Origin of the sequence: Epilithonimonas hungarica (genome assembly GCF_900102265.1) — a bacterium.
In the GTDB taxonomy this organism is placed as follows: Bacteria; Bacteroidota; Bacteroidia; order Flavobacteriales; family Weeksellaceae; genus Epilithonimonas; species Epilithonimonas hungarica.
On the sequence record NZ_FNBH01000001.1, the window covers coordinates 370,477 to 383,631 of the forward strand.

16 protein-coding genes are annotated in these 13,155 nt (G+C 37.0%); 12 read left to right on the forward strand and 4 right to left on the reverse strand.

Features of this window, described 5'->3' with window-relative positions; translation table 11 throughout:
- Nucleotides 1-98 precede the first annotated feature (98 nt).
- The 7 genes from ccoS (at nucleotide 99) to BLT30_RS01730 (ending at nucleotide 6,454) form a co-directional block, all read left to right on the forward strand.
- Nucleotides 99-287, forward strand: a complete 189-nt coding sequence (gene ccoS / locus BLT30_RS01700) for a cbb3-type cytochrome oxidase assembly protein CcoS (protein WP_089870890.1) — start codon at nucleotides 99-101, stop codon at nucleotides 285-287.
- A 15-nt stretch (nucleotides 288-302) separates the two neighbouring features.
- Entirely contained in the window at nucleotides 303-2,588 is a 2,286-nt protein-coding gene (ccoN, locus tag BLT30_RS01705) for a cytochrome-c oxidase, cbb3-type subunit I (protein ID WP_089870892.1), read from the forward strand.
- Nucleotides 2,589-2,602: 14 nt separating this feature from the next.
- Entirely contained in the window at nucleotides 2,603-2,800 is a 198-nt protein-coding gene (locus BLT30_RS01710; protein WP_027383357.1) for a hypothetical protein, read from the forward strand.
- Nucleotides 2,801-2,819: 19 nt separating this feature from the next.
- Nucleotides 2,820-3,704 carry a cbb3-type cytochrome c oxidase N-terminal domain-containing protein gene (locus BLT30_RS01715; protein ID WP_027383356.1) on the forward strand — a complete coding sequence of 295 codons (885 nt, stop codon included), beginning with the start codon at nucleotides 2,820-2,822 and terminating at the stop codon, nucleotides 3,702-3,704.
- Nucleotides 3,705-3,811: 107 nt separating this feature from the next.
- Nucleotides 3,812-5,266 carry a cytochrome c oxidase accessory protein CcoG gene (ccoG, locus tag BLT30_RS01720; protein ID WP_089870893.1) on the forward strand — a complete coding sequence of 485 codons (1,455 nt, stop codon included), beginning with the start codon at nucleotides 3,812-3,814 and terminating at the stop codon, nucleotides 5,264-5,266.
- Between the two features lie 10 nt (nucleotides 5,267-5,276).
- Complete coding sequence (locus tag BLT30_RS01725; RefSeq protein WP_089870895.1) at nucleotides 5,277-5,726, forward strand: FixH family protein; 450 nt, start codon at nucleotides 5,277-5,279, stop codon at nucleotides 5,724-5,726.
- The gene (locus BLT30_RS01730) at nucleotides 5,717-6,454 is read left to right on the forward strand and encodes a sulfite exporter TauE/SafE family protein (protein WP_089870896.1); all 738 of its coding nucleotides are present in this window, start codon (nucleotides 5,717-5,719) and stop codon (nucleotides 6,452-6,454) included. The genes BLT30_RS01725 and BLT30_RS01730 overlap by 10 nt, the downstream gene beginning before the upstream one ends.
- 43 nt (nucleotides 6,455-6,497) lie before the next feature.
- Here BLT30_RS01730 and BLT30_RS01735 read toward each other — a convergent pair whose 3' ends face one another.
- The 4 genes from BLT30_RS01735 to BLT30_RS01750 all read right to left on the reverse strand — a co-directional run bounded on the left by BLT30_RS01735 (nucleotide 6,498) and on the right by BLT30_RS01750 (nucleotide 8,963).
- A complete protein-coding gene (locus BLT30_RS01735; RefSeq protein WP_089870898.1) occupies nucleotides 6,498-6,971 on the reverse strand; it encodes a DUF6702 family protein in 474 nt (157 codons plus the stop codon).
- A 57-nt stretch (nucleotides 6,972-7,028) separates the two neighbouring features.
- Nucleotides 7,029-7,739, reverse strand: coding sequence for an LOG family protein (locus tag BLT30_RS01740; RefSeq protein WP_089870899.1), 711 nt, complete (start codon nucleotides 7,737-7,739; stop codon nucleotides 7,029-7,031).
- Nucleotides 7,736-8,449, reverse strand: coding sequence for a nucleotidyltransferase family protein (locus BLT30_RS01745; RefSeq protein WP_089870901.1), 714 nt, complete (start codon nucleotides 8,447-8,449; stop codon nucleotides 7,736-7,738). Before BLT30_RS01745 ends, BLT30_RS01740 begins: the two co-directional genes overlap by 4 nt.
- Before the next feature lie 82 nt (nucleotides 8,450-8,531).
- Nucleotides 8,532-8,963 carry a RapZ C-terminal domain-containing protein gene (locus BLT30_RS01750; RefSeq protein ID WP_089870902.1) on the reverse strand — a complete coding sequence of 144 codons (432 nt, stop codon included), beginning with the start codon at nucleotides 8,961-8,963 and terminating at the stop codon, nucleotides 8,532-8,534.
- Nucleotides 8,964-9,112: 149 nt separating this feature from the next.
- On the opposite strand from BLT30_RS01750, the gene BLT30_RS01755 reads away from it, so the two are divergent.
- The 5 genes from BLT30_RS01755 to ypfJ all read left to right on the forward strand — a co-directional run bounded on the left by BLT30_RS01755 (nucleotide 9,113) and on the right by ypfJ (nucleotide 13,116).
- Entirely contained in the window at nucleotides 9,113-10,276 is a 1,164-nt protein-coding gene (locus BLT30_RS01755) for a DUF6694 family lipoprotein (RefSeq protein WP_089870904.1), read from the forward strand.
- Nucleotides 10,277-10,285: 9 nt separating this feature from the next.
- Nucleotides 10,286-10,822: an adenine phosphoribosyltransferase gene (locus BLT30_RS01760; protein ID WP_089870906.1), complete on the forward strand. Its 537-nt coding sequence runs from the start codon at nucleotides 10,286-10,288 to the stop codon at nucleotides 10,820-10,822.
- Between the two features lie 81 nt (nucleotides 10,823-10,903).
- Nucleotides 10,904-11,608, forward strand: coding sequence for a tetratricopeptide repeat protein (locus BLT30_RS01765; protein ID WP_089870908.1), 705 nt, complete (start codon nucleotides 10,904-10,906; stop codon nucleotides 11,606-11,608).
- Nucleotides 11,609-11,611: 3 nt separating this feature from the next.
- Nucleotides 11,612-12,097 (forward strand): 6,7-dimethyl-8-ribityllumazine synthase, encoded by a 486-nt coding sequence (ribH, locus tag BLT30_RS01770; protein WP_089870909.1) that lies wholly within the window; start codon nucleotides 11,612-11,614, stop codon nucleotides 12,095-12,097.
- Nucleotides 12,098-12,264: 167 nt separating this feature from the next.
- Nucleotides 12,265-13,116 (forward strand): KPN_02809 family neutral zinc metallopeptidase, encoded by an 852-nt coding sequence (gene ypfJ / locus BLT30_RS01775; RefSeq protein ID WP_089870911.1) that lies wholly within the window; start codon nucleotides 12,265-12,267, stop codon nucleotides 13,114-13,116.
- Nucleotides 13,117-13,155 lie beyond the last annotated feature (39 nt).

A 13,155-nucleotide genomic window follows, 5' to 3' on the forward strand; every position in this document is an offset into this window, starting at 1 on the left:
TAGAGTGATTATAAATTATCCATATTTCTATCATTCTGACCAAAGTCAGTAATTTTCACTAAATTTGACAACTGTTTTATCTTAAATTTGCGGCTGGTATGGAGATTCTCTATTTGATGATTATCTGCAGCGTTTCTTTAGCTGTTATTTTTCTAATAATTTTCATTATTGGTGCAAAAAAAGGGCAGTTTGAGGACGATGAATCGCCGGCCGTCAGAATTCTGTTTGACGACGAGGTGAAGACAGACAAGGAGATTGAAACTCCTGAAAAAAACGAAAAAGAATAATTGCTATTTGTAGATATGGAAACACAAAAGTTTAGTTATGACAACGGGATTGTTCGCGCTTTTCTTATTGCGACGGTTGTTTTCGGGTTGGTAGGTTTTTTATTGGGACTTACTGCCGCGTTGTTATTATTTTATCCTGAATTACCAGAGTTTTTCTTGGGAACAGATGACACTACGATCAACACACTTAGAAGTGGGGGATTGCAAGGGTTGATCAATTCTCAAGGTGCATTTGGATTCGGACGTATTAGGATGCTGCATACAAGTGCCGTGATTTTTGCATTTGTAGGAAACAGCTTCTTCTCCGGATTTTATTACTCAATCCAAAGGTTATTGAAAACAAGAATGTGGAGTGACACGTTATCTTGGATTCACTTCTGGGGATGGCAGTTGATGCTTGTTTCTGTGGTAATTACGTTCTTTATGGGTATCAACACTTCAAAAGAATATGCAGAACACGAGTGGCCAATCGATATCTTGATCACTTTGGTCTGGTTAGTTTTTGGTTTCAATATGTTTGCTACTGTGGCAATCAGAAGAGTGAGACACTTGTATGTTGCCATTTGGTTCTACATCGGAACTTGGGTTGCAGTGGCAATGCTTCACATCTTCAATAACTTAGAAGTTCCATTATCTTTCACAGGATGGAAATCATATTCGGCTTATGCAGGCGTTAAAGATGCATTGGTACAATGGTGGTATGGTCACAATGCGGTTGCATTCTTCTTGACAACTCCGGTTTTAGGTATGATGTATTATTTCGTACCAAAAGCTGCTGACAGACCAGTTTTTTCATACAAATTATCAATTATCCACTTCTGGTCATTAATATTCGTTTATATCTGGGCTGGTCCTCACCACTTACAATATACTGCTTTGCCAGCTTGGGCACAGGCAGTAGGAACAGGTTTCTCTATTATGCTTATCGCTCCGTCTTGGGGAGGAATGCTGAACGGTCTGTTGACATTGAGAGGAGCTTGGGATAAAGTAAGAGAAAACCCGGTTCTTAAATTCTTCGTAGTCGCTGTAACTTGTTATGGTATGGCAACTTTTGAAGGCCCACTTTTGGCAACTAAAACTGTAAACAAAGTTGGTCACTTTACTGACTGGGTAATTGGTCACGTTCACTTGGGTGCCCTTGGTTGGAACGGATTTATGGCATTCGGTGTTATCTATTATTTGGTTCCGATTTTGTGGAGAACAAAACTTTGGTCTGTAAAATTAGCTAACTGGCATTTCTGGTTAGGGACTTTCGGGATTATTTTCTATGCAGTTCCATTGTATATCTCAGGATTTACGCAAGGTTTGATGTGGAAACAATTCAATCCAGATGGGACTTTGGTTTATAAAAACTGGTTGGATACTGTAACAGCAATTCTTCCTTATTTCAAAATGAGATTTGTTGGAGGTTTATTATATTTCTCTGGAGCGGTTCTTATGGTTGTTAACTTAGTTGCAACAGCAAGAAAAGGTTCTTTCCAAAAAGACGTTTCTGCAGAAGCACCAGCTTTGGCTAACGTAAAAAAAGGAAGGAAAGAAGGAGAAACTTTTCACCTTTGGTTAGAAAGAACACCTCTATATTTATCAATACTTTCATTCGTTGTGTTGGCAATTGGTGGTTCATTGGAAATTTTCCCCACGATTTTTGTGAAGGAGAACGTTCCTACAATTTCTGCAGTTAAACCGTATTCTCCGTTAGAATTAGAAGGTCGGGATATCTATATCAGAGAAGGCTGTAATGCTTGTCACTCACAGATGATTCGTCCTTTCCGTGACGAGGTTGTAAGATTCAACGGTAAGAATGGACAATATTCGAAAGCTGGGGAATTTATCTATGACAGACCTTTCCTTTGGGGTTCTAAAAGAACTGGTCCGGATCTGCAAAGAGAAGGTGGTGTAAGACCAGATTCTTGGCACTTCAAGCATATGTACAACCCAAGGTCAACTTCCGCAGGTTCTATTATGCCTAGATATCCTTGGTTGATTGAAAATACATTGGACAGAAGTAAGTCTAAAGCTAAATTGGAATTGATGAAGAATACTTTCGATGTTCCTTATACTAAGGCTCAAATTGACTCTATGGATACTTGGATGAACAATCAGGCAAGTGCTATCGTGAAAAATGTATTCTCTGAGGCCGATGACGTTAAGAAATCTTTTGCAGAAGCAAAAGTTTCTAAAGAAAAAGCTGGCGAGAAATTTGTTCCACTTGAGAAGAGAGAGATCGTAGCTTTGATTTCATATTTGCAAAGACTTGGAACTGATATCAAAACTACAGAAGTAAAAACAGCTAGTAATTAATATTTAAAAATAAAATGATTCCGCAAAGTTTTAAAGACATCGTCTCCAATGTGGAAAATGCAGGTTTCTTCCAAACTTTGGCAATGATCATCTTCATTCTATTTTTTGTGGTAGTAGTTTACATCGTAATCAACAGACCAAAGAAATATTACAGTGAAGAAGAGAATGCGCCTTTGGAAAAAGACCATGACGATGACAAATTCACTTTGTAATTAAAAAAGATATTTAATAATGAAAAGAAGAACACCTGTTTATATTAATATTCTAATCGTTTTAGGATTATTACTTGTAGTTTTCTATATGTTCTCCCAGACATCGGATTTTCTATCTACCAGATTTTTCTTGGGAACAGCTTTGATCAGTATTATTGTTGTTTTTATTCAGAATGCTATTGGAGATTTGATCGAGAATGAGAAATTCAAAAAATTAACTGATGCCGAAAAAGCAACTTACCTAGCCGATAAAAAGATCCCTTATTTCCAATATCTTTGGAATGGAGCATTTAAAAGCCAGTCTGAAAAAGAAGAAAAGGATATCCTTATCGATCACGGATTTGATGGAATTATGGAGCTTGACAATCAGCTTCCAAAATGGTGGTTAGGTCTTTTCTACTTTGGTTGTGCATATTGTGTACTTTATGTTTCTTCATATTTCTTGACAGATTTCGCTCATCCATACAAAGAATATGAGCAAGAGTACAGAGAACAGACTGCTGCCATCAATGATTATATGGCGACTGTCACTCAGCCAACTTTGGAAACTGCAGTTTTCTCAGAAGATAATGTAGAAGCTGGAAAAGCGGTTTTTGAAACTAACTGTGTTTCTTGTCATGGTGAAGGCGGAAAAGGAGGCATTGGACCTAACTTGACAGATAATTTCTGGATCAATCAACCAGAGAAAACATTGTTCAAAAATGTATTCTACATGGTTGACAATGGTAGTAAAAATAACCCTACGATGCAGGCTTGGGGTAAGAATGGTGTAGTTTCTGGGTTTGATATGCAAAATGTGGCAGCCTATGTCTATCATATCAACCAAGAACAGGCTCCTATCACACCTGCACAGGGTGGTGCCGCTCCTCAGGGAACAGAAGCACACTGGGAAAAATCTAAATAAAAAACATATAAAAGAGATTGTCAAGAATATCGTTCTTTCGGAATGATATTTGAGAATGAATAGTAGCTATTTATTCTTGGGACAATCTCTTTTTTTATCTAAATGATATGAGTACTACAGAAAAAAAATACAACGAGGCAGAAAGCTGGGTGGTAGAAGCTGAAACATTCAGAGACTCTGTAGGTACAATGGATAATACCGGTAAAAGAAAATGGGTATTTCCAAGAAAACCTAAAGGAAAATATACCAATTACAGAGTTATTGTAAGTATTCTCTTACTTGCAATATATTTTACAGTTCCGTTTCTGAAATTCAATGGTAATCCGATTCTTTTATTTAATATTATAGAACGTCAGTTCTTCATTTTTGGTCAGCCTTTTTATCCTCAGGATTTCTTTATTCTGGCATTAGGAGCTATTGCATCATTAATATTCATCATTATTTTCACAGTTGTTTTCGGAAGGATCTTTTGTGGATGGATATGTCCACAAACTATTTTCTTGGAAATGATATTCCGTAAAATAGAATATGCTATTGAAGGAGACCGAAATAAACAGATAAGGCTTGACAATCAAGCTTGGGATACCGAAAAGATATGGAAACGTTCTTTGAAGTGGTTCACTTTCTTATTGATTTCAGTCATCATTACCCACATTATGTTTATGTACATTGTTGGGTATGAAGAAGTTTTCCGCATTATGCAGGAAGGTCCTTTTGCCAAACCTACCAATTTCTTGGTAATGATCATGTTTACGGCCGCATTTTACTTTGTATTTGCCTGGTTCAGAGAACAGGTTTGTACAATGGTGTGTCCCTACGGGAGATTACAGGGTGTATTGATTGACAAAGAGACCATCAATGTTTTTTACGATTATAAAAGAGGGGAAAACAGAGCTAAATGGAAAAAAGGCGAAGACAGAAGACAAGTTGGAAAAGGTGATTGTATTGATTGTAAACAGTGCGTTGTAGTCTGTCCAACAGGAATCGATATCCGGGATGGTCTGCAAATGGAATGTGTGAATTGCACGGCTTGTATCGATGCTTGTGACGAGGTAATGGTAAAAGTTGGACTGCCAACAGGCTTGATCCGCTATGCTTCTGAAAAAGAGATAGAGGAACAACAGAAATTCAAGTTCTCCGGGAAAATGAAAGCTTATTCTGTTGTGTTATTGGCTCTTGTTGTTTTCTTGGGTGGATTACTATACAATAGGGGAGAAATGGAAGCTAAATTCCTGAAACCTCCAGGATCAACTTTCTTTGTAAGAGACGGAAAGATCAACAATACTTATAATTATACCTTCCTCAATAAGTCCAACGAGAACAAAACTGTCATTATCAAAATCATTGAACCTGCCAACGGAGAAATATCTTCCAGTTCAGCATCAAATAAAATTGTTCTGAAAAGAGATGCAATGATAAAAGGAACTATAACTGTAAGTTTCCCAGAAAGTCAAATCAAATTATCGAAACAAAATCTGGAGTTGGGCGTTTACGATATGAACGGAGAATTACTGGATTCTTACAAAACTTATTTTGAAGGACCGTTCAAATTTCAATTTTAAATATTCAAGAATGAAAAATCTAAATTGGGGGCACGGATTGATGATTGCATTAGGTTGTTTCATCCTTTTCATATTATTTCTGATATTCATTTTTCCGATGGGAAAACAGAATGCAGAGATGATCTCAAATAATTATTACGAGGAAGAACTCCACTATCAAGACATCATTGATGCAAAAGAAAATGCAGCTAAGCTTGAAAAAGTGCCTGAATATAAGGCCACTTCGGAAGGTATGCTGATATCTTTTCCGGAAACTATAAAAGTGGACGAAAATAAGGTGAATTTCGTTTTATTTCGTACAGATGATTCTAACTTGGATGTCAGAAAAGAAGTCGGTTTGCAACACAATGTTTTCCTGATTCCTAAAAAAGTAATATCCAAAGGTTCTTATACTTTAAAACTGAAATGGACAGAGAATAAAAAACCATACCAGATAGACTACGATATCTTATGGAAGTAGCGCTCATCATATCCGCCATTGGATTGGGATTTGCATCCGGATTCCATTGTATTGGTATGTGTGGACCTATTGCACTTTCTATGGGATTGACCAAAAATCAGAAGGCTAACTTCTATCTTCAGAATCTTACTTATCAACTCGGAAGAATTTTAACTTATTCTTTTCTAGGCGCAGTTTTGGGAATCATCGGGCAAAGTTTTGAACTCGCTGGTTTTCAAAAATATCTTACAGTTTCTGTCGGGATTTTATTGATTGTAATGGCGATTTCGTCTTTTGGGGGAAAGGATTTTGCAACAAAGATCCCTTTCATTTCAAGAGCCTTATTGAAAGTCAAAATGCAATTGGGAAAGATCCTTCAACGCCCTGATTATAAATCTCGTTTCGCCACAGGAATATTAAATGGATTTTTACCTTGTGGAATGGTCTATATGGCTTTGACCGCTTCTTTGGCCGCTGGCGGGATCTGGCAGAGCTCACTCTTTATGTTCCTTTTCGGACTGGGAACTTTTCCATTTATGTTTGCTGTTGTTTTCTTAGGCAATTTCATCACAACCGCTTTCCGTGTAAAGATATTAAAAGTGATTCCCGTAATGATGATTATTCTTGGCGGTTTGTTTGTTCTTAGAGGTTTGGAATTAGGGATTCCTTATGTTTCTCCACAATCCGAAGCTTTGCATGTGAATCATTCTAAAGATGGATTTCATATGGATCATACGAATTGTCATTAGATCTTTAGCATAAAAAAAATCGGCCATTTGACCGATTTATATTTTAGAAAGTAACTTCTGCGGTTTCCTTACCTTTTTGGAAATTGACCGTTTTCAGGTTACCTTTGTAAGTGATATTCATGATATTGACCTGCTTTGGAAATTGACCGATCAATATGGTATTCTTGATTTTCAGGCTTGATATATCTGATATATTTCCTATTTCATAATAAACCCAGACAGATTCTCCGTTCACTTGGCTTCCTGTAAAAGTCAAGGTTTTTGGAGCGCCATTCACGGCAACATCTACATTATTATTTACATATTTTTTAACTTCTGCTTCAAAAGCGGCAGTGGTAGGATCAATTTTTGTAGCCTGGGAAACATGTGAAGTGTTAAGTTTTGTCGTGAATTTCAAAGTTTTGGTTCCGTCAATATAATCAACTTTGGTCATAGACGAAAAGAAATCAAGGTCTTTAAAACTAAAAAAGCTTATTAGTAAAATTCCCAGAGATAATATAAATATAGATTTTTTCATTTTTATAAAATTAAATAACTTTTATTGAAAATATATGGTCAAATTATATGCCACACATTAGAAATTAACACTTACCGAATATTTATCATAAAAAGATTTGATATGCTCAACCGCATCTTCTGCAGTATCCACAACCCGAAAAAGCGATAGGTCGTGCTCTGCGATCAATCCTTCTTTTAGCAATGTGCCTTTGAACCAATCCAATAGTCCGCTCCAAAATTCACTACCAACTAATACTATCGGAAACTTTCCAATTTTATTGGTCTGGATCAAAGTTAATGCTTCAGAAAGTTCATCCAAAGTACCAAATCCTCCGGGCATTACTACAAATCCCTGAGAATATTTCACAAACATTACCTTTCTAACGAAAAAATAATCAAAATTGATATTATAACCTTTATCAACGTATGGATTAAAGTGTTGTTCAAAAGGCAATTCGATATTCAACCCGATGGATTTTCCGCTTCCCTGAGCACCTCTATTTCCAGCTTCCATTATTCCCGGGCCACCTCCGGTAATCACGCCAAATCCTATTTCGGTGATTTTCTTAGCGATGTCAGAGGCCATTTTGTAATAGTAACTTTCTGGTTTCAGTCTTGCTGAGCCAAAAATAGAAACGCAAGGTCCGATTTTTGCCATTTTTTCGTAACCATCTACAAATTCGGACATTACTCGGAAGACCATCCAGCTATCTTTGGTAATGGTTTCGTCCCAGGTTTTCTGCCTCAGGCTTTCCTGTAATCTTTTTTCTTCGTCTTGTTGTGTCATCTGAATAATTTTTCTGCTTCTACAATAGATTCTGGCTTACCAACATCAACTAGATTAGCCGTATGTTGATAACCAATAATGATATCCTCTTTCATTAGGTCTAAATACTCGTCCATAATGGAGAACTTTCCAGTTCTGGTCAATTTTCCAAAAATCTCAGAATTCACACAATGGATCCCGCTAAAAGCCAATTCTCTTAATTTGAAAATTCCGCCAACAACAGTTTTTTTGTTGGTCAAAAGATTTCTCCACCCTTTCAGGAACATTTTATCATTGAACATCAGTTTTCTGGAACTTTCTCTGTCTGAAACAGCCAATGTTATCATTCCACCTTTAAGTTCGTGGAGTTTTACAAAATTGGAAATATTAAGGTCTGTCAGAATATCAACATTCATTATCAAGAATGTTTTCTCATTTTCCAGAAATCTTTTGGCAAAAAGCAATCCACCGCCGGTTTCCAGAAGTTCTTCTGATTCGTTTGAAATTTCTATATTGGCCCCAAAGTTATCATTCTCAGCCAAGAAAGCCAAGATCTGCCCTCCAAAATGATGAATGTTAATGACAAGATCGTTGATGCCGTAACTCTGTAGATATTTGATATTCCTTTCCAGGAGTGTGACATCATTGACTTTAGCCAAAGCCTTTGGATGACTGTCTGTAAAAGGTTTTAATCGGGTTCCCATTCCCGCAGCAAATAGTAATGCTTTCATATTTGTAAATGATAAATGATAATTGATGAATGATTAATTCACTCATCAATTTTAAAATAATGGTTTTAAGCTAACAGCAAATTTAATTGCTAGAAGCTGACGATAGATTAAGATGCAATTGTTCGTCGTGATGGATCTTTACTTCTGCATCCGGGAAATTTTTTCTAATGAATTCTGCCGTTTTGATAGCCGAATAAACCGAGCGATGTTGCCCTCCTGTACATCCGAAATTGATCTGAAGATTTTCAAAACCCCTCTCCAAATAATTATTGATACTTATAGAAACAAGATCATGAATTGATTTTAAGAAACTCGGCATTTCTGTTTTAGTTTCTAAAAATTCCTGAACACCAATGTCATTTCCTGTTTGGGTTTTATATTCTTCAATTCTACCAGGATTCAGAATTCCTCTACAATCGAAAACGAAACCACCGCCGTTGTCTGTATTATCTTTAGGGATCCCTCCTTTTTTATAAGAAAAACTATGAATATCAATTACTAATTTATTCTGCATCCACTTTAATTTTCTGTAAAGTTACTTTTTTTAATTTTCTTTGAAAAATTGATTAATTCTGAATTTTAAATTTAATTTTGCATATTAATTGATATAAGGCGTTTCAAATCAAACATATTCCTTATTTTTAAAAATAAATCTTACACAAAATGAAATTCATAAAATACTGTCTGTTAGCAACTTTATTGATTCTGATGGTAGGTTGCAAAAAAACAAGTGTTGATGGGAGCAATCGCAAAAGCTTTCAGGAAAGTATCAACGATATGGCATCCAGCCTTCCGACATTGAAACAAGTAAAATTCAACGAAGCTCTTTATATCCTGAAAACATTTGGGGTAGAAGCCGATGGAGATATTGCGGAAATTGCAGCCCTTGGAAAACTTCTTGATGGAAAAAAGACAGCAGAAATTTTTGCATTGGCCGACCAGGTTGCACAAAAAAACGGCATCGATTGGAGTAGTACCGCTCCGCCAAGTTTAGGAGAAATGAATATCTTTGGGAACGAAGTAGCTTCTGAGAAAGACCCGAACGATATCGATGCAGCGGCACTTAACATTGTTGTGACAAATATTGCCGGCGACAGTTTGACTGGTTCCAAAGGATTGATCGTTGTTCCTCAATTGGTTGACAACAATGGGAAAAAAGTTGATTTTGAAGGCGCTGCGTTGGAAACCGTAATGGAAATCTCCAGTGGTGGAAACAAGATCTCTACTTCGAAAAACCTGATGCAAGACCCAGCTTTCAGAGGATTTACAATTAAGTATTCTTCGCTTCCAAAAGAAAAGATCTTCGAAGAAAAAATCGATATCAAGCTGACGGTAAAAACAACTAAAAAGCTTTTACAAATGCTTAAAATGGGAATTCCTGTGAATGGAAAAGCACTTTACACACCTCCTGCACCAGTTATTTCGGATTCGATTCAAGTTCCTGAGCCGCAAGTTGACCCTCAGACCGGCGAAGCTGTTACACCGCCACCTGCTCCGGCAAAAGTAACGGCCGACCCAAAAACAACCGTAACAAAATTCCTGAATAACCTGTCCTCTCAAAATTTCAAAGCGGCTTATGACGCTTCTGAGAATCCTAATTGGGGTTCTTATGACAAATTCTCAAATCCAAATTCCGGCTTTGGTTCTGTAAAAAACATCAGTGTAAAAAACATTGCCGTTCCTTATATCAAAGACAATTCAGCAAATGTCAATGTAACTTATGATGTGACAGACAAAAACGGGAAAACGACTTCTCTGAATGTGACTTACGGGCTGAAGGCCGTTAACAACAATTGGAAAATCACAACTTATAAAATCAACAATTAAAAATAGAAGATGGCGTCAGCGGAATTGATCAAAAAATTAGAAGAAACGATAGATAATATTCCTGACTTTCCGATTCCGGGAATTCAGTTCAAGGATATTTGTCCGATTTTTCTTCAGCCCAAATTATATGAAGAAGTGATTGCCGATCTAGCCAATTTCAGTCGAGGGAAAATTGATGTAGTTTGTGGAATTGAAAGCAGAGGTTATCTTTTCGGGATTGCAATTGCTGTTGCTTTGGATGTCCCATTTGTTTTAATTAGAAAAGCAGGAAAACTTCCTCCACCTTTCATTGGCGAAAAATATGATCTGGAATACGGTTCTGCCGAAATTGAAATGAAAACCGGACATTTGAAACCGGGACAACGTGTTTTGATCCATGACGACCTTTTGGCAACTGGCGGAACTACGGAAGCAGCTGCAAAACTGGTTTCAAAGCAAGGAGCAATTCCTGCGCAATTCAGTTTTTTGATTGATTTGAAAGATTTGAATGGTGTGGAAAGGCTCAAAAAATTTGATGCGGAAGTTTATTCGATCCTGAAATATTAAAATATTTTAACCATCAGAAAAAGAAGTTTTTGCATATCAAAAGGAAAACATTAAATTTGCACTCTATTTATTAAAAAAATTATGGCAGACCAGCATAACAAAAACCACGAACAAGAAGGAAAAGAAACAGTAGAATTCTTCAAGGATCTTGATAAAGAAGCACTTAACATAGAATCGTTCTTAGAAAAAAATGCAAAAGTACTTAGCATCGGATTCGGAATTCTGATTGTTGCAGTTTTGGGATGGTTCGGATATCAGCAATTCATTATTGGCCCTAAAAATGAGGAAGCTACAAAAAGCTACTTGGCCGCCCAGAAAAATTTAGCTGACGGGAAAGAAGACCTTGCACTTGGTGGGAAATCTGTTGCAAATCCTGGTTTTATTGGAACTTACGACGAATACAGCGGAACAAAAGCAGGTAAATTATCTGCTTACAATGCAGGATTGATAGAATTCAAAAAAGGGAATTATCAGAAAGCTTACGACTTGTTGGACAAATTCAGTTCAGATAACAAAGTTTTGATAGCTCTTAAATACGGAGCAATGGCAGACTGTCTTTCAAACCTTAATAAAGCAGATGATGCGCTTGCATTGGCAGACAAAGCTTCTTCTGCTTCTGATGATGCTTATACATCTTATTATTTTACAAAAAAAGCAGGGATGTTAGCCTTAGCACTTAAGAAAAATGCTGATGCTAAAAAATACTTCGCTTCAATCGAGGAAAAATATCAGGACTATGACAACGGGCAATCCGATGCTTTCATAGAAATGACAAAATATTACTAAACAATGGCAACAACTAATCTATCAGATTATAAGCCACTCAACATATCCAATGCCGATGAATATTCAATCGGCATTGTTGTTTCTGAGTGGAACGACTTCGTAACCTACAACCTTAGAAACGGTGCAGTTGAAACACTGAAAGCCGAAGGCATCAAAGAAGAAAACATACATATCTATTACGTCCCTGGCGCGTTCGAGTTGAGCTTTGCAAGTATGAAACTTTGCAGGTCCAACAAGTTTGCTGCGGTTATTGCCATCGGAAATGTGATTCGTGGGGAAACGCCTCATTTCGATTATGTTTGTTCAGGTGTTACACAAGGTATCAAAGATTGCAACATCTTGACCGACACACCAGCCATTTTCTGCGTTTTGACAGATGATACCAAAGAACAATCTATCGCAAGAAGCGGTGGAAACCTTGGTAACAAAGGAGTAGAAGCAGCAGTTACTGCATTGAAAATGATCGACTTCAACAATAAAACAAATTAGGACTTCTGATCGTAGATCTTTTAGGAGCTTGATTCCGCTTTCCGTTACAATCTTTTTCAAAGAAAAAGGATTTCCACTGCAATCGGGGCTATTGATAAAGGATGTTCCAAAATATTTCTTTAATATCAAAAGAAAAATACTAATTTTAAAACACAAAATATTATCAGATGAAATGGACAAACGATAGAAGTGACAACGTAGATGACAGACGCGGTTCCGGCGGTGGAGGCGGAATGCTAGTTGGTGGTGGATTGGGAACAATTATTATTGCAGCCATTGTTTTCTTTCTAGGAGGTGATCCTTCTGCAATTTTACAAAACAGTGCAACTTCTTCCCCTCAACAAACTGAGCAGAGACAACTTTCCAAAGAAGAGCTCAACATCAGAGAGTTTGTGAGAATGCTGACCAAAGAAAATGAAGAAACCTGGGCAAATGTTTTTAACCAAAACGGAATCCAATTCAGATCTGCAAAAGTCGTTTTGTTCGAAAGTACAACAAGTTCAGGCTGTGGAACTGCTCAATCAGAAATGGGACCTTTCTACTGCCCCGCAGACCAAACCATCTATATGGATATGAGTTTTTTCAATGAACTTCAACAAAAATTCGGTGCCAAGGTTGGACAGTTTACAGTTGCTTATGTTCTCGGTCACGAGTATGGACATCATATCCAGAATCTATTAGGAACATTGGATAAAGTTCATCAACTTAGCCAACGAGGAAGTGAAACACAAGCCAATCAGATTTCTGTTGCCAATGAATTACAAGCCGATTTCTACGCTGGATTATGGGCAAAACAAACTGATAGCAGAGAAAAATTCTTAGAGCCTGGGGACATTCAAGAAGCAATGAGTGCAGCAGCAGCAGTTGGTGATGACAATATTCAAAAAAGAGGTCAAGGCTATGTGAACCAGGAGAGCTTCACGCACGGTTCTTCTGCTCAAAGGGAGGAATGGTTTATGAAAGGTTACAATACCGGTGATATCAGGCAAGGTGATACCTTTAGTGCATTATTGAAATAAATAAAAGAAACAGAGTTTTATAATAAAACAGGAAAAGCA